16 protein-coding genes and 1 tRNA gene are annotated in these 21,604 nt (G+C 54.8%); 8 read left to right on the top strand and 9 right to left on the bottom strand.

The features are described 5' to 3' along the window. Nucleotides 1-10: 10 nt before the first annotated feature. From J4377_RS13835 to J4377_RS13820, 4 genes are all read right to left on the bottom strand, one after another. The gene (locus J4377_RS13835; protein WP_253485991.1) at nt 11-1,456 is read right to left on the bottom strand and encodes a HAMP domain-containing sensor histidine kinase; all 1,446 of its coding nucleotides are present in this window, start codon (nt 1,454-1,456) and stop codon (nt 11-13) included. 129 nt (nt 1,457-1,585) lie between these two features. After that, entirely contained in the window at nt 1,586-2,773 is a 1,188-nt protein-coding gene (locus tag J4377_RS13830) for a PQQ-dependent sugar dehydrogenase (RefSeq protein ID WP_370687188.1), read from the bottom strand. A 128-nt stretch (nt 2,774-2,901) separates the two neighbouring features. After that, nucleotides 2,902-3,777 (bottom strand): AEC family transporter, encoded by an 876-nt coding sequence (locus J4377_RS13825; RefSeq protein ID WP_038477532.1) that lies wholly within the window; start codon nt 3,775-3,777, stop codon nt 2,902-2,904. A 69-nt stretch (nt 3,778-3,846) separates the two neighbouring features. Next, complete coding sequence (locus tag J4377_RS13820; protein ID WP_038477529.1) at nt 3,847-4,770, bottom strand: LysR family transcriptional regulator; 924 nt, start codon at nt 4,768-4,770, stop codon at nt 3,847-3,849. Between the two features lie 190 nt (nt 4,771-4,960). On the opposite strand from J4377_RS13820, the gene J4377_RS13815 reads away from it, so the two are divergent. Beyond that, nucleotides 4,961-6,919, top strand: coding sequence for a ligand-gated channel protein (locus J4377_RS13815; RefSeq protein WP_253485990.1), 1,959 nt, complete (start codon nt 4,961-4,963; stop codon nt 6,917-6,919). Between the two features lie 81 nt (nt 6,920-7,000). Here the strand turns inward: J4377_RS13815 and J4377_RS13810 are convergent, their stop codons facing one another. From J4377_RS13810 to J4377_RS13800, 3 genes are all read right to left on the bottom strand, one after another. Further along, the gene (locus J4377_RS13810; protein ID WP_253485989.1) at nt 7,001-10,156 is read right to left on the bottom strand and encodes an efflux RND transporter permease subunit; all 3,156 of its coding nucleotides are present in this window, start codon (nt 10,154-10,156) and stop codon (nt 7,001-7,003) included. After that, on the bottom strand, nt 10,156-11,241 hold the full coding sequence (locus J4377_RS13805; protein WP_253485988.1) for an efflux RND transporter periplasmic adaptor subunit: 1,086 nt from the start codon (nt 11,239-11,241) through the stop codon (nt 10,156-10,158). Before J4377_RS13805 ends, J4377_RS13810 begins: the two co-directional genes overlap by 1 nt. 122 nt (nt 11,242-11,363) lie before the next feature. Further along, on the bottom strand, nt 11,364-13,496 hold the full coding sequence (locus J4377_RS13800; protein WP_253485987.1) for a TonB-dependent receptor domain-containing protein: 2,133 nt from the start codon (nt 13,494-13,496) through the stop codon (nt 11,364-11,366). 280 nt (nt 13,497-13,776) lie between these two features. On the opposite strand from J4377_RS13800, the gene J4377_RS13795 reads away from it, so the two are divergent. From J4377_RS13795 to J4377_RS13775, 6 genes are all read left to right on the top strand, one after another. Then, nucleotides 13,777-14,718 (top strand): iron-siderophore ABC transporter substrate-binding protein, encoded by a 942-nt coding sequence (locus J4377_RS13795; RefSeq protein WP_253485986.1) that lies wholly within the window; start codon nt 13,777-13,779, stop codon nt 14,716-14,718. 68 nt (nt 14,719-14,786) lie between these two features. Next, the gene (locus tag J4377_RS13790; protein ID WP_038486194.1) at nt 14,787-15,755 is read left to right on the top strand and encodes an iron ABC transporter permease; all 969 of its coding nucleotides are present in this window, start codon (nt 14,787-14,789) and stop codon (nt 15,753-15,755) included. A gap of 60 nt (nt 15,756-15,815) precedes the next feature. Then, on the top strand, nt 15,816-16,958 hold the full coding sequence (locus J4377_RS13785) for an iron chelate uptake ABC transporter family permease subunit (protein ID WP_253485985.1): 1,143 nt from the start codon (nt 15,816-15,818) through the stop codon (nt 16,956-16,958). A gap of 7 nt (nt 16,959-16,965) precedes the next feature. Further along, on the top strand, nt 16,966-17,091 hold the full coding sequence (locus tag J4377_RS18910; RefSeq protein WP_141239983.1) for a pentapeptide repeat-containing protein: 126 nt from the start codon (nt 16,966-16,968) through the stop codon (nt 17,089-17,091). Beyond that, nucleotides 17,063-17,824 carry an ABC transporter ATP-binding protein gene (locus tag J4377_RS13780; RefSeq protein WP_084183754.1) on the top strand — a complete coding sequence of 254 codons (762 nt, stop codon included), beginning with the start codon at nt 17,063-17,065 and terminating at the stop codon, nt 17,822-17,824. The genes J4377_RS18910 and J4377_RS13780 overlap by 29 nt, the downstream gene beginning before the upstream one ends. A 72-nt stretch (nt 17,825-17,896) precedes the next feature. After that, nucleotides 17,897-19,732, top strand: a complete 1,836-nt coding sequence (locus tag J4377_RS13775) for an ABC transporter ATP-binding protein (RefSeq protein ID WP_253485984.1) — start codon at nt 17,897-17,899, stop codon at nt 19,730-19,732. A 17-nt stretch (nt 19,733-19,749) separates the two neighbouring features. Here J4377_RS13775 and J4377_RS13770 read toward each other — a convergent pair whose 3' ends face one another. Next, nucleotides 19,750-20,325: a hypothetical protein gene (locus tag J4377_RS13770; RefSeq protein ID WP_232471388.1), complete on the bottom strand. Its 576-nt coding sequence runs from the start codon at nt 20,323-20,325 to the stop codon at nt 19,750-19,752. A 142-nt stretch (nt 20,326-20,467) separates the two neighbouring features. Between J4377_RS13770 and J4377_RS13765 the strand changes: the two genes are divergently transcribed. Further along, a tRNA-Ile gene (locus J4377_RS13765) sits at nt 20,468-20,544 on the top strand. 16 nt (nt 20,545-20,560) lie between these two features. Here the strand turns inward: J4377_RS13765 and J4377_RS13760 are convergent. Further along, a complete protein-coding gene (locus J4377_RS13760) occupies nt 20,561-21,592 on the bottom strand; it encodes a site-specific integrase (RefSeq protein ID WP_253485983.1) in 1,032 nt (343 codons plus the stop codon). Between the last annotated feature and the right edge of the window lie 12 nt (nt 21,593-21,604).

Genomic DNA, 21,604 nt, shown 5'->3' with positions numbered 1-21,604 from the left:
AACGTTTTCCTCAAGCGGATGCGGTTTCACTAACGGGGAGCGTAATCTCGAATCCAGCGCCGCCAAGGCCGCTATCAAATACGCCAATCGTCCCGCCGTGGTCGTTAATAATGCGATGCACCATGGAGAGCCCTAAGCCACTGCCTTGGCCCACCGGTTTGGTCGTAAAGAACGGATCAAATACTTGCTGATGATGCGACGCTGGAATGCCAGGCCCGTCATCTTCCACCCAGAGTGTTAGCTCTTCACTGTATTGCTTGGCACTAAGGCGTATACAGCTAACATCTGGTGCTTGCGCTGCGTTGCGTAATAGATTGGTGAGTACCTGCACAATTTGCTGCCCATTGACCAATAAATGGGGGGTAGGGGAGGGAAGATCAATATCCAAGTGAATATTTCGTGGCTCCAGCTCCTCTTCCACTAACTCACTGGCACTCAGAATAAGCTGATCCAACGCTTGCGTGTCTTTCTCTACGTTATGTTGTCTGCCTAGTTCCATTAATTGGCGGACAATTTGAACAATTCTTTCGACTTCGCCTCGGATACGGCCTAATCGTGCACGTTCGTCATCGCCAATGGTGTCCCTGCGGGCTAAGCGCTGGGCTTGGCCATTGATGACGGTTAATGGTGCGCCAATTTCATGGGCGACACCGGCCGCCAAAACGCCTAACTCCGCCAGCTTTTTAGATTTGCGCAGGCGCTTTTCTAATTCGATTTCGCGCTGCCGACGGGCATCAATATCGCGATCTTTTTCTGCCATGGCATCTAGCATGCCGTTCAAGCCTGATGCTAAGCGGCGATATTCCGTCGGGCCATCGACCGTAGCCCGTTGGCTGCGGTCGCCATCTTCCACAAGTAACATCACGTGCAAAAGACGATTGAGCGGTCGTTCTATATAGTGCCTAAAGCCCCACCAGATGCTAAAAACAATACCGGCCGCTCCGATTACAAACACCAGAACTGCCACAATACTGATAAAGCCCGTATAGTTTTCGATGCCGGTATTAAGTCGATTTACCTGCAGAACACCTCGTACCGTACCATCTTGCGCCCGCAGCGGAATCAATGCTGAGTAGTACGTCCAGCCTTCCTGTTGGCGGTAATTGCTATACAGGTCATCTTGTTCGATAACCTGCTGAATTTCATCCGGCGTAAACAGGTCTTTGCCCAACCCCAGCCCATAAACTTCTCGGCCTTGGGTGTCGAATACATAAGCGCCATAGATACGATGGAATGAAAAAGCGGATTGCAGTGCTTCTTCTAGCGGGGTGTCGCTATCGCGAGTGACGGCGTAACTCAGTGATGTGCCCAGTGCACGGGTGATAATCTCAACTTCGGTTTGCAGCTTGGAACGCACGTTATCTTCTAGCGACTTGATAGCCACTAGGCTAAAAACCACTAGAATGACAAACAGTGGCACGATGACCGTCAAAATAATTAAATTACGTAGTCGCATCAGGCATCCGTGATGAATACTGGCTGTTCAGCAGTGAACAGCATTGGCAGCGTGCATAGGCAGTATAAATAAATAGACAGTATCAATAGGCAGTATAAAGAGTAGCGGTTCAGATAACGTTAGTGTGGGTTAATTAACCACCTGCAAACGATAAAGGCTGCCCTGATCGCCATCGGTTAGCAAATAAATGGCGTCGTTAGGGCCTTGGCGCACATCGCGAATGCGGCCAATGTGGCCGTCAAGAATAACCTCTTCATCCACCACGTTGCCGTTTTCCAACTGCAGACGCAGCAGTGTCTCGCTGGCTAAACCACCAGCTAATAGCTGCCCCTGCCAGTCTCCAAACGCGTCGCTGGTGACTTCGGTAAGGCCTGAAGGCGCAAATCGACCTTCAAAGCGGTAAACCGAGTCGACCATGCCGAGCTTCGATTCGACTCCAATCGGCTCATTAGTCCGATAATCATTTCCCAGGCTAACCTCTGGCCAGCCATAATTACTGCCTGCTTTGATGTGATTAAGTTCATCGCCTGTGCGCGGGCCATGTTCGGTCGCCCAAGGTTCACCATTGCTGCGTACGATCAGGCCTTGAATATTACGATTGCCCGTGGAGTAAATTTCATCCAAGGTGCTATCAGCGCCCACGAAAGGGTTATCGTCAGGAATACCGCCTGTATCCGTTAGGCGCAGCGTTGACCCCGCGTGGTCGTCGCTTGCCTGGGCACGGGATGGGTTAACGCCGCGGTCACCAATACTCATTAGTAGTGTGCCGTCTGCTAGCCACGCCAAACGCGAGCCGTAATGACGGCCGGGTGACGAGGCGCGGTCCTGTTCAAAAAGGTGCTCGACCTCACCGAGTGAATTCCCTTGCCACTTAACCCGTGACAGTGCTGAGCGACTGTTATTGCCATCTGGTTTGCTCCAGGTGAAATAAATCCAGTCATGTTCACCGTCACCAAAGGAAGGGTGCAAGGTGATATCGAGAAGCCCACCTTGCCCCTGGTGGCTGACCGTGGGCATTCCTTCGAGCGTTTGCTGGTTACCTTCTTGATCTACCAGGGTGAGTTGACCACGGCGTTCGCTGACTAAAAAACGCCCGTCAGGCAAAAAAGCCACTGCCCAGGGGCTGTTCAACCCACTCGCCACACGTTCAAGTGACAAGGTCATTTGATCGGTTTCGATCGCGTCGTAAACCATTTCTGCTTGGGCATTGCTAACAGTGCCCGCCAACATTAACCCGCCAATAGCTGTTAGAAACCAACGATGAGAAGGCGTCGTTAACACTGCTTGGCGTGCTTGTGACTGAGGTTGGCGCATCATGGTCACTCCTGTCGTCGGGGCCTTCGATGATCATGTTCCATGCCTAGCAGTGACTGCTTAAAGCGAGCGGGGTTCCCTGTGCTGCTATATATCCGGCGGGCTAAATCAGACGGGCTATAGCAAAAACGCTACATCAGAAATGCCAGCAGTATCGGTAAATACACCAGGGCAAGCAGCGTAGAGCAAAAAACGAGGCTGGCAACATACGCCGGTTCGCGCTGGGCACGCTGGGCAAACAAGTAGTTAAACACTGCCACAGGCATGCACATTTGTAGCACCAGAATGCTTTGCGCCAGTGGGGGAAGGCCAACCCAACCCGCAATTAGCCACGCTGCCCCAGCGGCAAGGGGAATACGTACTAGGCTAAAACCGATGCCGGAACGCAGGCTTTTTACCTGGATGCTGGCTAGGGAAACACCGAGCGTGATCAACATAAGCGGTACGGTGAAACCAGACATTAAGTCGACCGTATTGGCTAGCCAAGGGGGCAGTGATGTGTCGGTTAACAGCAGCGCCATTGAGATTAAAATGGCATAGACGGTGGGCGTTTTCAGCAGCGTTTTAGTCGGGCTTCCGTTGCTATTGAGAACGGCCCCTAAGGTGAACTGAAAGAGCGAGACCGTCACCATCACCGTAATACCGTAGGCAAACCCTGCGCTGCCAAAGGCATACAGAACGACGGGTAGTCCCATATTGCCGGTGTTGGGATACATCATCGGGGCAAGTAATACGCGCCAACTGCGGCGCAACAGTTTGGCGACCACAAAGCTAGCCGCGCCCATGGTGAGTATCACGATGGCCGTGGCAAACATCATCTGCCCGAAGCTATTGGCATCAATATTAGCCCCAGATAGTGAGGCAAGCACCAGTGCGGGGGTACCGATGTTAAACACCAAACGAGTAATGAAATCGACGGGGTAGGGATGCCCTAAGCGTACCCATAAATATCCTAGCCCAGCACCGGCGAGTACCGGAGCCATCACGGCAAAAAGTTCGGCGAGCATTACCATTCCTTGACGATGATTAGCGACTCATTGTCGTTAATTAGGCCGCTAACTGGCAAGGTGAATTGGTTATTCAGCGTTAGTGGTGGAGTGATTGGATTGCCAAGCAGCCGGAACTTGCTCGCGTAAAAACTCGAGCAGTGCGTTAACCCGACGCGAATGGTGGCCGTAAGCGTACAACATGGTGATGGGCAGTGGGGCAGGTTCCCAGCCGGGCAAGCAACTGACTAAATCACCAGGATGATGCTGCTCGCGTTTTTCAACCACCCAGTGGGGCAGCAGCCCGATGCCTTGGCCATAAGCAATGGCATCAATTTGAAGCACCGTTAGATCGACGCGCAGCCGCGAGCGGGGCGCATTAAACAGAAAGTCGTCGTGATGAGCATGGTGGAACAGCAGGCCGCTAGAAGCGCTATCGAGTAAATCAATCCACGCGTGTGATTCTAGCTCGCTTGGGTGCTGAGGGTAGCCAGCGTTGGCAAGATAGCTCGGGTTGGCATAAAGGCCGCGAGTCAAGTGCCCTAAGCGCTCCTGGTTGAGACCGCATTCGTGCGTTGCCCCTAGCCAGATGTGCACACTGTTACTGTGCATTTTAGTGGGCGGAGATTCTCGAGTGTGGAGGGTTAATTCCACCTTGGGATAGCGGGTTAAAAACGCATCAACGACGCCTGCCATCCAACCTCGTGCTAATGCCCCGTGAACTTCCAGTGTTACTTTTCCGCTGATTTCCTCACGCAGTTCTGCCAGCGCTTCTTGGCTATGTGCCGCCATCGCTAGCAGTTCTGTGCAGTAGTTATGAAATAGCAGACCCGCTTCCGTAGGAATCAGCCGATTGGCTTGCCGCCTGAGCAGCGGCTGACCCAATCTTGCTTCTAACTGGCTAATACGGCGGCTCAGTGTCGATTTAGCAAGTCCTAGCTTTTGTGCGCTGCGCGTTAGGCTACCGGTAGTCATCACATCGGCAAAGGCGGCGAGTTCATCAAAATCGTACATGGTCGGGCCATTAGGCAACAGTTGAAGCGCTATTGTGCCATTTAATGATGTTAATGAAAATAATTGGCATTTGTGTTCCGGATGACTGAACGTACTGTGCGACCTCTTTGTGTAAGAATTATGCAAAAATACGAATGTTAATGATTCGTATTTGATTGCAAGTGCTCTTTCATATTAAAGGAACCCTGCTATGTCTTCTCGTTTGCGTCGCACGCTATTGGCCGGTGCCATCTCTTCATTGGCCAGTAGTGCCGTGTTGGCACAAGAAACACCTCGGCTAGATGATGTTGTGGTTACCGCATCGGGGTTTGAACAGCAAATTTCCAGTGCGCCTGCTTCTATTAGTGTTATTTCTCGGGAAGAGCTTGAGCGTGGACACTATCAAAATGTCACCGATGCGCTGCGCGACGTGCCGGGTGTGATTGTTACCGGTGGCGGCGCAGGTGACCGTGGCAATGATATTTCAATTCGTGGCATGCCCTCCCAGTACACCTTGATTTTGGTGGATGGACGTCCGCAAAATTCTCGGGAATCACGCCCGAATGGTAGCGCTGGGTTCGAACAGGACTGGCTACCGCCACTCCAAGCGATTGAGCGCATTGAGGTGGTGCGTGGGCCAATGTCGACACTTTACGGTTCAGACGCTATCGGTGGGGTAATCAACGTAATTACCCGCAAGGTGGCTGATGAATGGCACGGCAATGTGCAGCTCGACACGGTGCTACAAGAGAACAGCAATTCTGGAGACAGCCGCCAAGCGAATTTTTACCTAAGCGGGCCGTTAGTGGGTGACCGGTTAGGTCTGCAACTTTATGGGCGTGCCTCAGAGCGGGATGAAGATGATATTTTGAACGGCTACGAAGAGAAAAGCCTGCAAAGTCTAACCGCACGGCTGAACTTCGCGGCGAACGATAATCATGACTTCACCGCCGAAGCCGGCGTTACCGAACAGGATCGCCACTCGAGGGTGGGGCGTTCTGGCGCTGCTGAGGGTTGCCGAGGTGGTTGCACCGACAGTATCGGCGAATACACCAACACTCACGTTGCTGTTACCCACAGTGGCCGCTTTGACTGGGGTACCAGCGAGACCTTTGTACAGCGTGAGCGTAGCGACAACAAATCCCGCGATATCGAAATTACCAACACCATCGCTAAAACCAGCGCGGTGATCCCACTAGGCATGCACTTAGTGACTGTTGGCGCGAGCTACGAAGAGGAGTCGCTGAGCGATACCACCACCAACCGAATATCTGACCGGACCGAAATCGAAAATAGCCAGCGGGCGCTGTTTGTAGAAGATGAGTGGATGCTGACTGACACCTGGGCGTTGACCGGTGGCTTACGCGTCGATGACGACGATAACTTCGGCAGCCACGTCAGCCCGCGCCTTTACAGCGTTTGGAATGTGACACCTGACTGGACGCTTAAAGGGGGCGTTTCAACTGGTTATCGCTCGCCAAGTCTGCGTGAAATCACTCCCGATTGGGGGCAGGTCAGCCGCGGTGGCAATATTTACGGTAACCCGGACCTTAAACCTGAAACGTCGCTTAACAAAGAGATTGCACTGCTCTACGCCAATGATGCAGGCCTGAGCGGCAGTTTGACGCTGTTCCACAACGACTTTGACGATAAAATTACGCGTATTGCTTGCCCTGTTGATATCTGTACCGATGGCCCTAATGATTTTGGCAGTGATCCTACTTATCGCGTCAACGTGGATGAGGCGATTACGCAAGGGGTAGAAGCCAGCCTGGCAGCGCCGTTGACAGATGCAGTGTCGTTAACGGCTAGCTATACCTTCACTGACTCCGAACAGAAAAGCGGCCAATATGCTGGTGAGCCTTTGACGCAGCTACCGCGCCATCAGGTCTCGGCTACACTTGACTGGCAGGTCAACTCGCGACTCAGCCAGTGGACAAAAGTGAGCTACCGTGGCGAGGAGAGCCAGCCCACTACCGGTCCCTCCAGCCGCTCTGTGGTGGCACCTTCCTACACCTTTGTTGATGCAGGAATAGGTTACAAACTCAACGATAGCACTACGGTGAACGCGGGTATCTACAACCTATTTGATGAGCGCATTACTTACGAAGAGTACGGTTACGTGGACGATGGTCGCCGTGTTTGGTTGGGACTGAATGTCGCGTTCTAGTACCTGTTAGTACCTGTTTGCTATTAAACGTTGCGGCCACCTTATTAGGTGGCCGTGTTTTTGAGTGAACCACGTAGTTATTTACGGATGTTGGGCTTGGGCAGGCTGCGTATGTCGTTTGCTAAGCTGCAGTACGCTTATCATCAATGCTGGCAGGAACGTCACCGTCACGATGGAAGCTCCCAGCAAGCCAAATAAGACAATCGCCCCTACACCACGGTAAAGTTCGGTGCCTTCGCCGGGTAAAAATACCAGCGGCGAAAGCCCGCACAGGGTTGTCAGCGTGGTAATCGCAATGGGACGCAGACGGGTTTGTACCGCTTGAGATACGGCTTCCTGAACGGATAGCTGCTTATCGTGTAAGCGCCGCCGAGCCTGGTCGACCACCAGGATGGGGTTGTTAACCACGGTTCCCATTAATATCAAAAAGCCCAGCATCGTAATCATATCGAAGGGCTGACTTAGTGGAGCGATGCCTATGAGTGGCAGTAGGCTGCCCACTGCGTTCATGGCTGCCAGACCCATGATGCCACCCACCACGCCCAACGGAATTGAGGTAAGGATCAGCAGCGGGTAGCCCCAGTGAGAGAAAATTGCTACCAGTAGCAAATAGACAATTACAATGGCAATCAAGAAGTTGCTCATTAGCGCGTCTCGCGTGGCATTTAACTGATCACTAGCCCCAGAAATCGAAATATCCACCGCCGATGGTAGTAGCCCTTCATGGCGAAGTCGCTCCAGCATCCTCTCTGCCTGTTCAACTCCTGCTTCCAGGGCAATGCTGGGTGGTGGGATGACATTGAGGGTCACCGTGCGGCTACTATCGACCCGGCGAATAACGCTGGTGTCCATAGTTTCATCAATGCTGGCGACGGCAGAGAGCGGCAGCGTCGCGCCGCTGGGGGTATGCAACAGAAGGTTGGGTAGTTGGTCCAGAGGTAGCGACAGCTGAGGGCCATAAAGATAAATATCGATCTTCTCGTCATCGAGAAAGAAGTCATCCACATAGGCACCTTCGGTGAGTGCGGCGACTGAAAAGCCGACATCTTCTGCCGCTAAGCCAAGTGCTGACGCCTGCGCCCAATCTGGGCGAATTTGAATCAGCGGCTGATCCAACGACAGCGAAGAGGGTTGGCTCTGAATGCGCGGATTGCCAAACTCATTGCGGGCTTCTCGGTAGAGGTTATTGGCGGCTTCATAAACGGTCGCCAAATCCGGGCCGGCGATATCCAGGTTGATACTCCGCGTGCCGCCATCGTTACTGGAAATGATCGAGCCTTTCGAGGCAAATGCGCGCATTCCTGGAAAGCGCTCGTAGTAGCTGGTAAGTGCGTCCATTAACGCTTCGATATCACCAGGGTCAGCTGCTTCCGCGACGATAAACAGCCGCGTAGGGGCAACCCGCATGTTCATATAAGCCAGCGGCGGCACCTCGGTGTCGCCCGCTAAAAAAGCCGCTGGGTCAGCGTCTACATGGGGTAAAAAGTAATCCTCTACTTGCGCGGCGATTCCCGCCATCTCCTGCAGGCTATAGCCAGGCGGTGGGCTCATCACTGCAAAGGTTTTAGGTTCCTCGCCTTCGGGCAAGTACTCGGCAGGCGGAGTGAGTACAACGATAGTCCAGCCGCTGATCACTACTGTAGTGACTAGAATCACTCCGCGCCGAAAAGGGGTGGCGATCAATCGATCAAGCTGCTTCCCAGCCCACGAAGGGCGTGAGGCCGCGGGGCTATCCTCATGCTCGTTGCGCATCGAAAAATTGAAGCGCGAACAGAGTGACGGCACTAGGGTAACTGCCACCAGCATTGAGGCAAAAATAGCGGCAGAAACCGCAATGGCTACGTCAGAGTACAGTTGTCCAGCCTCTTCTTCGATAAATAGAATCGGTAAGAACACCAAAATGGTGGTGGCCGTCGATGCCAGCGTTGCGGGCCATACTTCCTGCACGCCGCGTAGCGCCGACTCAATGCGGTCGAGCCCTAAACGGCGGTACCGCTCAATATTTTCCAACACCACAATACTGTTATCGACGCTCATGCCTATGGCAAAGGCAATGCCTGCCATGGAAATCACGTTAATCGTACGCCCCGTGAGCATCAGCCCTAAAAAAGCCGCAATGGTGCAGAAGGGGATGCCAATAACGCCAATAAAGGTGGCGCGAGCGGAGCGCAAAAACAGGTACATCACCAAGGTTGCAAAGGCCGCCCCGAGTAGCAGATTGCTCCATACGTTACTGACCGAGGCTTCCACATAGCGCACATCATCGGCAGTCAGCACCATTTTCATACCCGCCGGGCGTAGAATGCTGTCGTTAATGGCCGCCATTTCTTGTTCGATGGCGTATTTGATATCGATGACGTTGGCACCACTTTCCCGCCGAAGGTCCATACCAATGCCCGGCTGGCCGTTATAAAACGATAGTTGGCTTAAGCGCGACTGCCCCTGGCGGACCTCGGCAACGTCGGCAAGCCGCACGATGCTATCGCCCTGGCGAGCGACAACCAGCTGCGCCAAGGCTTCAGCATCATCAAAACGGCCCAGCGTGCGTATCAAATAGCGGCGTTTACCGGCTTCTAATTCACCACCGGAGATATCCCGGTTACGCTGGGTGATGGCGTCGCGTAACTCGGCAAGTGAGACCCCGCGCTGGGCTAGCGCGCCAGGATCGACCAAAATTTGTAGCTGCCGCTGAGCGCCGCCATTGACGCCGACTTCCGATACCCCTTTTACGCCTTCCATGCGAGGCCGCACACGGTCGTCGATAAAGTCGCTCATCAGTTGGATATCTAACGCTTTAGGGTTGCCGGGTAGCGTACCCACGTGAAAGCGCAAAAACGCGTCTGTCGAAAAGGCGGCAGAAACAATCCGTGGCTGGTCCACATTGGTGGGATATGACGATACTTGGCTGAGCGCGTTATTGACTTGAATCAGCGCTGCGGTCATATCCACGCTAAACGGGAATTCAAGTTCAATTTCAGCGCTGCCACTTTCGGCGATGGCCGTCATGCGGGTAAGGTTCGGCACATTGCGCAAGTACTGCTCTTGCTCAATGAGGATCTCTTTTTCGATATCCTGGGGTGTCGCTCCCGCCCAGCGCGTTTCGACCGTTATTGTGCGGGCTTCAATGTCGGGAATCATCTGAACGGGGATGCGCAGCGTGGCGGCAATGCCCAGCAGCAGGAAGATTAGCGCGATAACAGTGACCAGCGTTTGCTGGCGCAGTAGGGCTGCAAACATTACTCGCTCCCCGCCGCGACAGCCTCAACGCTGACACCTTCGACCAGCGATTCATTGCCACGAATGACCACCTGCTCATCACCAGAGAGGCCCTCGACAATTTCCACACGGTCGGCAAAGTTAATACCCAACTGCACGCGTTGCTCAGTAACCTGATACGTGTTGTTTTCGTTAGGTGTGGCGACCCACACGGTGACTCGCCCGTCTGGGTAGCGGCTTAACGCATCGCGGGGAACCGTCAGCCCATCGCTGCCGGTCGACGCCCGCAGCACGGCATCCACTGCATTACCTGGGTATAGTGAAGCTGCATCGGGAACATGGGCGCGTAATAGAAATGTGCGAGCACTGGGGTCACTGATCGGCACCATGGTGGCGATAGTGGTCTCGTAGGTTTGTTGGCCCACGCGCAGGCTGATCAACGCTTCGTCTTGAACGGCGGCATAAAAGGTTTCGGGCACCTGAAAATCAGCGCGCAGCTCATCAAGATTAACGAGGCGCGCAACGCTATCTCCTGGCGTGACCCACTCACCGAGATTGACGCTGCGAGCGCTGACGACACCATCAAAAGGGGCGTTAATTGCATGGCGAGCCAGTAGGGCGTTTAAACGTGCTTGCTCCGCCGTTAAACGCGAGCGTGCGGCGCGGGCCACGTTAACGGCACTACGACGAGCGCTCGCTTCAGTCGCTGCGATGTTACGCCCCACGCCCACCGATTCCGCTTCTCGCAGTAGTCGTTCTGCTTCCGCTAGTGTGGCCTGGGCCTCCTGTTCTGCAGCAACCGCCGCTGCTACGTCAAAACGAGCCAGATCGTCATCCAGCGCGATTAACGTGTCTCCCTTGGCGACGTGGTCGCCAGGATTAACCGCTACCTGAGTAATAAGCCCTGCTACTGATGCTGAGAGGAGGGCATCTTCCAGGGAGTTTACGGTGCCGACCAGGTTTGTTTCGGTATAAATTGGCTCGCGGTTTACGGGCGCCAGCTCAACCCTGGGGGCTGATTGCGCGAAGGAAGCGCTAGAGAGCATTAGGCCGCAGAGCAACAGTAGAACCAAGGCAAGATAGCGGACGAGCGGGTGCGCGGTCATGACAGACAGTTCCCTAATAAACATCGAATTCGCTGTTAAGCGGGCGTAAAAAAGCCCTGGCGCATGGCCAGGGCAGTAAGTCAGCATTGAAACAGTAAATAGAACCTTTTAGCTAGTAGCGTTTAGAACTCGTAGCGTGCAGAGAGCCACAGTCGACGTCCCTCTTCGCTATTGGCATACACATTGCCAAAGCTAGTGCCGTCACCATAAGCGCGGTAATCGACGAAGTCTTTATCGAACAAGTTGTAGATGGTGGCACTCACGTTAAATTGCTCGGTAAATGCGTAGCTGCCGCCTAAGTGGAACAGTGAATAGGCTTTGAAGTCACCTAGGTCATCGAAAGAGGGCGCGCCCCTAACGCTTTCACGGTTACGGTAACGTTCGCTGCGGTACTCGGCGGAAAGCCACGTGTCCAACTGAGGCGTGGCTTGCCAGCGCAGCGTGGCATTGAATGCATGCTCCGGGGTATCGGTCAGCGGTTCGCCACGGTTGTTACCGCTCTTCTGTTCGCTATCGGTGTAAGTGTAGTTGGCCGATAAGCGCCAATCTGGCGTGAACTGATAGCTGGTAGAAAGCTCGACACCCTGGGTAACGGCTTCATCGATATTGACGTCTTGGCTATAGACACCGTCGGGTACAAGCGGGTTGTTCTCAATAACAATGTCGTTGCCGCTGGCTATTTTGTCGTCAAACTCGTTATAGAACAGCGTGGCGCTAGCGGTGAAACCTGCCAGGCTATCGTAATGTGCACTAATTTCACTACTGGTGCTGGTTTCCGGCTTAAGGTTCGGGTTGCCGATAGTGAGTATGGTGCCCTGACCGGTGACGCCGTTGATTCCCGCATGCAGGTCATTCAGCGAGGGCGTTTTGTAGCCTCGGCTGACGCCGCCTTTCAGTGTCCAGTTTGGCGTCGTGTTCCACACCAAATAGCTACGTGGACTGAACTGGCTGCCAAAGGCATCATGATGATCGTAGCGGCCGCCAAGCGTTAGCGCCAAATCGTCACGTAGCATCCACTCATCTTCTGCAAAGAGCGACCATGTGGTTTGCTCAAAGGTCTCATTTGCTAACCCATCATCGAGCTTAGCATCCCACCACTGCAAGCCCACTGTGGTCATGTGGTCGCCTAGCGGCATGACATATTTGCTGTCTAACACTGTATTGGTGGTTTCTAGCTCGCGAGGCGCGCCGCCCACGATGCCAGGGAAGCCGTCATAGGCAACGCCATTTTCACCAGGAATCGTACGGCCTTTAGTTTCTGTGGTGTTGCGCATCAAGCTGGATTCGAGCGTGCCTGATGCAAAGCGCCCAGTGTGACCAATAGCAACCTGCTGACGCTCAAAACGCAACTCGTCGGCGTAGCCATTGGCGGCGCCAGGATCTGGCGCGCAGCTACGGGTGCGGCCATCTAAAGTGCCGAGCTGGCATTCGTCATTGTTATAACGCTGTCGATTAACTTCACCATCCACCCAAAGGTCGTGATCGGCATTGGGTGTCCAGGTTAACTTGCCGCCCAGGTTATAGGTATCGCCTTCAACGGGGCTGGGGCCGCGCTGGCTAACGTCAATGGCGTTGCCGTTGCCGTCAGTGTAAGTAAGCTCTGATGCGTCCCGCTCGTATAAGCGACCACGCACCTGAATGCCTAGCGTGTCTTGAATAAGCGGGCCGCTGGTGTACAGGTTGATTTCGCGGCGATCACCGAAATCACGATCTTCATTAAATGTGTTTTCAACGCCTACGGAACCAACCCACTCGCGGTCTACTCGACGAGTGATGATGTTGATTACCCCGCCCATGGCGTCAGAGCCATATAGCGTCGACATTGGGCCACGAATGACTTCTATACGTTCAATACTGGAGACAGGCGGGAAGAAGCTAGTAGACGTTTCGCCAAACCCGTTAGGCGTGACGCTGCCAGCCGCGTTCTGCCGACGGCCGTCAATAAGAATCAATGTATAGTCGCTAGGCATCCCACGAATGCTGATATTGCGGCCACCGGTTTTGCCGACAGCCCCACCAACATCAACACCTTCTACATCACGTAACGCATCAGCCACGCTGGTAATGCGCTTGCGCTCCAGTTCCTCACGAGAAACAACGGAAATGCTGGCAGGGGCATCCACCAGTGCCTGCTCAAAACCACTTGCAGATACAACGATATTGTCTAGTTGTTCTGATTCTTGAGCTAAGGCCGCAGTGGTGGTGACGCTAAGAGCGACGGCGCTGGCTAACGCGGTGCGAGTGAAGCGTGGCATGGTGATCCCCTGAGATGAAACTTATTTGCTAATGAAAACTGTTATCAATCGAGGTGGTGATTCTAAGAAGAAAAGTTCCCATATGCGAGTTTGTTTCATCGAACATTGTGTTGCTTAATATCGAACAATGCTATGAACAAAATACACCTCTATCAAGGTTGTTAGGCGGCTAATTAAGCGGGTGTTGCAGTAACTGGAACGTTCGATTCGTTGGAATAATGATGCAAGTGCTTTTGAGAATCGTTATTATCATTGCCACAGACACTCAGGAGCGTTACTTATGGGTTACTCATCGCTGCGCAACGGACTTGTAGGTATTGTGGTAGGCGGGTTATTGGTAGGTGGATCGTTGGCAAGCGTTGCTCAGGCGCGCACGCTGGATACCGCTTACGGAGACGTTGAAGTTAGCGATGCGCCAGAGCGTATTGTCACCCTGTATGAAGGTGCTTTAGATGCCGCCTTAGCTGCCGGCGTGACCCCCGTTGGCGCGGTCACTACCCGCGGTGGTGATAACGTTGCTGAGTACGTGGAAGCCCACCTAAATGGCGAGCGTCCTGAGATTGTCGGCGTTGCACGTGAAATCAATATTGAAGCGGTTCTGGCCCAACAGCCCGATTTAATTCTGGCCGCTGCTCAGCTATCGGAAGAGCAGTACCAGTTGCTATCGCGCATCGCGCCTACTGTGGTGCCACATGCTCAACCATTAGCGTTTGATAATTGGAAAGCGGAAGCGCGGCTTTATGGACAGGCGCTTAACCGTGAAGCGGAAATTGACGATGCGATTGCGACCGTCGATCAGCGTATTAGCGAATTGGCCGCTGCGATTGATGATGCGAACGCAGGTGGCACTGCTGTGCTGGCTCGCTGGATGCCTAATGGCCCAATGGTGATGTCCAAAGAGCTGATCGCCACTGGCCTATTGGCGGAAGTGGGGGTAGAGGTTCAGGATGCGGGTCTGGTTGCTGAAGGTCACCCCCATAGCGATATACTCAGTCTTGAAAATCTTTCCCAAGTGGACGGCGATTGGCTGTTCCTGGCTACGCTTAACGCCGATGGCCAAGCGGCGTTAGATGCCGCCAAGCAAAGCTCCGCCTTCACACGTTTGGACGTAGTTAAACAAGATCAGGTCGTGCCGGTGAATGGCCAACTGTGGAGCAGTGCCAACGGCCCGCTGGCCGCCCAAGCCATTCTGGACGATATTGAGAACGCATTGTTGCCGTGAAAGATGCCGTGACATCACTATCTAGCGCAATGGGCAGCGCCAGTCGGCGCTATGCCCCCCGTACATGGATGCTTATTCTGCTCACCGCTCTTGTGGCGGTGAGCGTCGTTAGTTTACTGATTGGGGCAGGTGAGGTTGGGCCACGCCGAGTGCTGGGATTGCTGCAGGGCGCCAGCGACAGCGAAGCGCAGTTTATCGTCTGGGAGCTCCGCGCTCCGCGTACCTTAATTGGCATTGTGGTGGGAATTGCATTGGGCGTTGCCGGGGCACTGCTACAAGCCATTTCCCGTAACCCGCTCGCCGAGCCGGGACTGCTGGGGGTAAGCGCAGGAGCGGCCTTTGCGGTAGCACTGGCACTGGTGCTAGGAGCTAGCGCTGCCACGCTACGCATTTCGGTTGCCCAGTTAGGAGCACTGATCGGCTGTGTGTGTGTCCTCAGCGTGGCGCGTTTTCGCGGAGTGGGAAATGACCCCGTGCGTTTAGTGTTGGCGGGGGCGGCATTTTCTGGACTGTTAGGCTCGCTCACCTCATTAATGCTGCTGTACGACCAGCGCGCCGCGGATGAGATTCGTTTTTGGGTGGTAGGCAGCCTGGCGGGAAGACGGCTGGATGATCTTGTGGCGGTGCTGCCGAGCTTACTAGTTGCTGCCATCGCGGTGGTTATCATGGCGCGGCCACTGGCAGCGCTGGCGTTAGGCGAGCGAGCGGCGAGTGGCTTGGGGCATCACCCCACACTGATCCGCTGGGTAGCCGTAGGTTGCGTGGCACTGCTGGTTGGTGCGGCAACTGCGATTGCCGGGCCGATCGCCTTTGTAGGGCTGGTGGTGCCATTTGTAGCGCGTGCGTTTGCCGGGCCCGATATTCGCCGCACGCTGTGGTTTTGCCTGCCGATAGGCCCATTGATTGTGCTCATAGCGGATATTATCTCGCGTGTTGCCGTGGCACCTTCCGAGCTGCCCTTGGGTGTACTCACCGCGCTATGTGGCGCGCCGGTATTGATTGCAGTGGTGCGTGCTAAACGGTTACCCATGCTGTAACGCTTTTTTTTAACACCCTGCCGCCCGGGCGTCTTGGTGTCATCTTGGTGATGTGTTGATATGAAAGTAATGGCGAATCATCCGCCTTTAACGGATGTTGTCACTCCCAGCCATGTTTTAAACAATGTTCCAATCCATGCCGCAGAGCATGCCGATAGCGTGCCAGCGCCGGAAGGCTACTGGCATATCGCGCTACCCCGTTGGGGCTATAGTTTCCTGCTCGAAAAGCGCGCGCTAGCCGTCAATATTGGTTTGTTGATTGCGTTGCTGGCATCTTGCCTGCTCTATCTAAGCTTAGGTAGCGTTCCGCTGGCGCCCAGTGCGGTTATTCCTGCCGTATTAGGTAAGGGCGACATGATGACGGCCTTTATGGTTCAGGAGCTGCGTTTGCCTCGTTTGGCCGCTGCTTGTTTTACCGGAGCGGCGTTCGCACTTTCAGGTATTTTGATGCAAACCCTGGCACGCAATCGCTTAGCCACGCCCGGCATTATCGGTATTGATAATGGCGCAACGGCGTTTGCGGTGGCCTCTATTGTAGGCATGAGCGTGTCTATTGCGCCGCCCGCGATGGCTCTGGCTGGGGCAACGACCGCCGCCGTGCTGACCTTTGGCCTCGCGGCAGGCAGTGGCACTCAGGGTTATCGGTTTATTGTCGCGGGTATTGGCGTGGGAGCGGTGTTTGGTGCTGTCACTCAATTAATGCTGGCGCGGGTAGCGATTGACACCGCCAATGCCGCCTACCCATGGACAGTAGGATCACTCAATGCCCGCCCCGGCGGCGCAGTACAACTGTTGGGAATTGGCTTGGCATTGGGGATTATTGCCGCCTTGGCGCTGGCGCGTTCACTGACGCTGCTGCGCTTTAAAGATGCCACCGCCAGCGGCCTAGGACTTCGTGTTAAAGCCCGCAGGCTACAGATCCTGATGCTTTCCGTTGTGCTTACCGCCTTTGCGGTTGCTGTGGCGGGGCCTGTGGGCATGGTTGCACTGATTGGCCCAGAGATTGCCCGCTCACTCTCCAGTGCTCGACATGTGCCGATTCTGGCCGCCACCTTAGCCGGTGCTTTAGTGATGCTGTTGGCCGACCTTGCCGGGCGCACCCTCTTGGCGCCGATTGAAATTCCCGTTGGCATTGTCACCGCGGTGGTTGGCGGGCCCTGGCTGCTATGGATATTAATGCGCCCACAACGGAGCCGCCCATGAACAACTCATCTCTTTCACCAGAACTTGTTTCACCAGAGCAAGTTTCACCAGGACAAGTATCAGCAACGCCTGTTTCACCAACGCTGGCCACCGATGCGTTGTGCATGAGCTACGGCCAGCGCCGAGTGATTGAAAACCTGGACATTAGCCTGCCAAGCGGGCAGGTCACCGCCATTGTTGGCCCTAACGGCTGCGGTAAGTCAACGCTACTTTCCGGCCTTGCTCGTTTGCACAAACCAGATAGCGGCGCGGTACTGCTGGATAGCCAGGATATTCAACGCCTGCCGGCGCGTCAGTTAGCCACTCAGTTAGCGTTGCTGCCCCAAGAAGCGGTGGCTCCAGAAGGCTTAACCGTCACTGAATTGATTCGCTTTGGCCGCCAGCCCCACCAAGGCTGGTTACGTCAATGGTCGGCGGAAGACCAGCGCGTGGTGCAGTACGCGCTCGACGCTGCTGGTTTGGAAGACCTCGCCGACCGGCCGTTAGAAGCGCTTTCCGGCGGCCAACGCCAGCGTGCCTGGATCGCTATGACCATTGCTCAGCAAACGCCGCTTCTGCTTTTAGATGAACCCACCTCTGCGCTAGACTTAGGCCATCAGATTGAAGTGTTTGAGTTAGTGCGCCACTTGGCTTGCCATGGCCGCACGGTGGTGATGGTATTGCATGACCTCGCCAGTGCTTGTCGTTATTCAGACAACCTGATTGCGATGCGCGATGGCCAGATTATTGCTCAGGGAGCGCCCGCTGAGGTGGTGACGCCCGAGCTAGTGCGCGAGCTTTACCAGGTAGACTGTACGCTGCTGCTTGATCCGGATACCGGCAGCCCCTTGCTGGCTAACGTGCGTCGCGTGGCTCAGCCAGCATAAGTGCCACTCAGTAACTTCAGCCCATAGTTCTCGTTCTCTACATTCTCTCTATAACTTCCAAAAGGAACCGATGTGGCTTCTTCACCACCTCGCGCTCAAGCGACGTCTTCAAACCAAAGCTTTCAAGCGCTCGTGCGACTGCTGCGCTATGCCAAAGGTTATCGGCGGCGGATTGCCGCGGCCACCGCCTGTTCCATTATTAATAAACTATTTGATATCGCTCCGGAAATTCTGATCGGTGTGGCGATTGATGTGGTGGTGAATCAGGAAAACAGCTTTGTCGCGCGGCTGGGGTTTGAAACGCCTCATCAACAAATCACCATTTTGGCGGTGCTGACGTTCTTTATCTGGGCAGGGGAGTCGCTGTTCGAGTACCTGTTCCAAATTCTCTGGCGCAACCTTGCCCAGCGGCTACAGGCGGATATGCGCCAGGACACCTACGAGCACGCCCAGCGCTTGGATATGGCGTTTTTCGAATCTAAAAGCTCCGGCCAGCTCGTCGCCACCATGAATGACGACGTGAACCAGCTGGAGCGCTTCCTGGACGGCGGAGCCAACGCGCTGATTCAAGTTGGTGTGACGGTAATAGCGGTAGGCGCCGTGTTCTTTGTACTGTCACCGTTGATTGCGCTACTGGCGTTCACGCCGATTCCGCTGATTATCTGGGGCGCCTTCTTCTTCCAACGCAAAGCCGGGCCGCTGTATAGCGATGTGCGTGAAAAGGTGGGTGATCTTGCCAGCCGCCTTTCCAACAACCTAAGTGGCATTGCCACCATCAAAAGCTTTACCAGTGAAGCACGGGAAGCCGAGCGCCTCCGTGATGCCAGCGAAGCCTATTTGGAAGCCAACCGCCGGGCGATAAAGGTCAGCTCCGCGTTTATACCCGTCATCCGTATGGCAATTCTGGCGGGCTTTCTCGCCACCTTTACCGTCGGCGGCATGATGGCGCTGAACGGCAGTCTGAATGTAGGTGCTTATGGCGTCCTGGTTTTCCTTACCCAGCGCTTGCTGTGGCCGCTCACTGGCCTTGCCCAAGTGATCGACCTGTTCGAGCGCGCGATGGCCAGCACCAAGCGGATTCTCGACCTGCTGGAAGTGCCGATTACGGTCAAAGATGAAAGTACGACGCCTCTCGCTGCGCCCGTGAAAGGCGAGGTGCGGTTCGAAGCAGTGAGCTTCCACTATGCCTCTAGCCAAGTGGGGGTGAGTGGCGTTGATCTCCACGTGCCTGCAGGCAACACCCTGGCGCTGGTAGGCGCTACCGGTTCCGGTAAATCGACCCTGATCAAATTGCTGCTGCGTTTTTACGACCCAGCCAGCGGCCGCGTACTGGTCGACGGTCAGCCGATCACAGAGGTCAGCATGCACTCGCTGCGCCAAGCGATAGGGTTGGTGAGTCAGGATGTGTACCTGTTTGAAGGCAGCATTCGCGACAATATTGCTTACGGCAAACCCGATGCCTCGGAGGCCGCGATTATTGACGCCGCGAAAACCGCCGAAGCCTGGAGTTTTATTGAAACGCTGCCCCAAGGGTTGGAAACCCCGGTTGGCGAGCGAGGAGTATTACTCTCTGGCGGCCAACGTCAGCGGCTTTCGCTGGCCAGGGCGCTGCTTAAAGATCCGCCGATTCTGGTGCTGGATGAAGCCACTAGCGCGGTGGATAACGAAACTGAAGCTGCCATTCAGCGTTCACTAAAGCGCATCGCCCATGGCCGCACGGTGATTATGATTGCCCACCGGCTTTCGACCATTGTGCATGCCGATGAAATCGTGGTGATCGAAAAAGGACGCGTTGCTGAACGCGGTAACCACTCAAGCTTGTTGGTGGCTGATGGCCACTATGCTGCCCAGTGGCGAGTACAAACTGGCGCCGCCCAGGCAGGCGATGTGGAAACACTCAGCCACTGAACGCGCCTTACGGCGCGTTAGCGGTTCACCAGCAGGGCATTCAAGGTGACCGGTACATGCTCGTCAATCTCCTGATAGCCCAGCAACGACAGCACGGTTCGCACCGTGCTGTTGGCCATCAGCGCGCGGCCATCCATCGCCATCGGTTCAGCATGGGTAACGCGCACCTCGTTCAGTCCTTCGCGGGTAAAGCGCAGCGGCACCGACTCTTCCTGATTAATCAGGTCGGTTTGTACCCGAAAGGTAAGCGTTTCTACCATGGATTCACCAATATCCAAGCCATCTAACCGCTCTGGCGGCATTTGCGCGACCAGTGTGACTAGCGTGGTATTGGCCAGCAAGCCCACCCAAGGCGGCAAATCACCAAAGCGAGTCAGCAAATCCGTTTGGCTCAAACGCAACGGCAGGCGCAGGGTGCCATCGGCAGAGATATCACCCTGCAAATTATTCACCTGATGGTGATGGGTTTGCGGGGCATTGCCATCTAATTGAGTAATAGACGCCTGCACCTGCGACTGACCAGGATCTAGCTGCCAATCCGCATGAACCGGCACCGCCAACAATAGCGGGATAAGAGCAATCAAAGCTTTCACAGCACGTCTCCGCATTAGGAACTCACTACCAGACCCCACGCTTTTCAATAAGTGCCCCTAAAAAATTGCTGCTATCACCACAAGATAGCACCGTAAGGGGTAGCCTCGCCCGAACACATTCGCTATTATATGCACGCTTCACGGGCCTATAGCTCAGTTGGTTAGAGCAGGGGACTCATAATCCCTTGGTCGTAGGTTCAAGTCCTACTGGGCCCACCATCTTTTCCCTTTCCTGTCAGTGCTTTACCAGTTTCAATCCCTTGCTTGTTGCCTCCTTGGTCGCGTTTTGGTCGCATATTCGCGGCAGCTTATCTTGTATGCCATCCAATTTGCCGTCAAAAAAATGCGCGTATCGGCTAGTGACCACCAGGCTGCTATGTCCTAGCAATGCCTGCACGGTTGTCATCGTCTCCCCAGCATTGGCTAACAGTGACGCATAGGTGTGGCGTAAGTCGTGAAAGCGTAGATCGGGCCGACCGATAACCGCCCTTGCTTTCTCAAAGCTGTTACGCAGTCGCGTATCAGTTGTCGGAAAAGGCAGCACGACCAGCAGGTGCATCGCTTCGTCTGGCACTGGCACTACTCTAGCCTTGCCGCTCTTTGTCTGGTTAGGTCGCAGGATGATGCGACCATGCTGAACATTGCTTGGCTCTAGGTTTAGCAACTCACCACGACGCAGGCCCGTTAAGCATGCCAGTACGACCAGGCGCCGATCTACTTCCCTGTGATCGGGTATCGCCGCTACCAGCGCCTTGATCTCATCTTCATTCAGATAAACGTGCCGCTCGTTACGCGGCGTCGGCTTGCGTAGCTTTGCGTCCAGCGGTCTATCTATCCAATCCCACTCACGATAAGCCAGTGACAGCACGCGCTTAACAACCTGCGTGCGATTGTTGATGGTGCTTTGCGACTTGCCTGACGCCTTCACTTCCTTCTGCATGCGCCTGGCCGCGTCCAGTGTCTCTTGACCAATCAACACGCCAGGGGCATTGTACTCAAACCAGCGCGCTACCCATTGTATGCTGTTGGCTTGGCTGGCCACGTTGTATTCCTCAACCCAGCGTGCCAGCCCTTCCATAAATGAGCGGCGCTCTTGCCGCCCCATCGTGCCATTGAACTCCGCTTCGATCAGTTCCGCGTGACGCCTGGCAGCGTACTCACGCGCTTGTTTTTCCCCTTCAAAAGTCCGTTGATGACGTTTGCCGTTACTGGTTTCTGTGACGACCCAAACGCCTCGCGCTTCTCTGTATCGTGTCGTGACTCCCATATCTTGCCCTTC

Origin of the sequence: Halomonas sp. XH26, from assembly GCF_024138895.1 — a bacterium.
In the GTDB taxonomy this organism is placed as follows: Bacteria; Pseudomonadota; Gammaproteobacteria; order Pseudomonadales; family Halomonadaceae; genus Vreelandella; species Vreelandella alkaliphila.
This window is presented reverse-complemented; position numbering and strand designations above follow the sequence as displayed.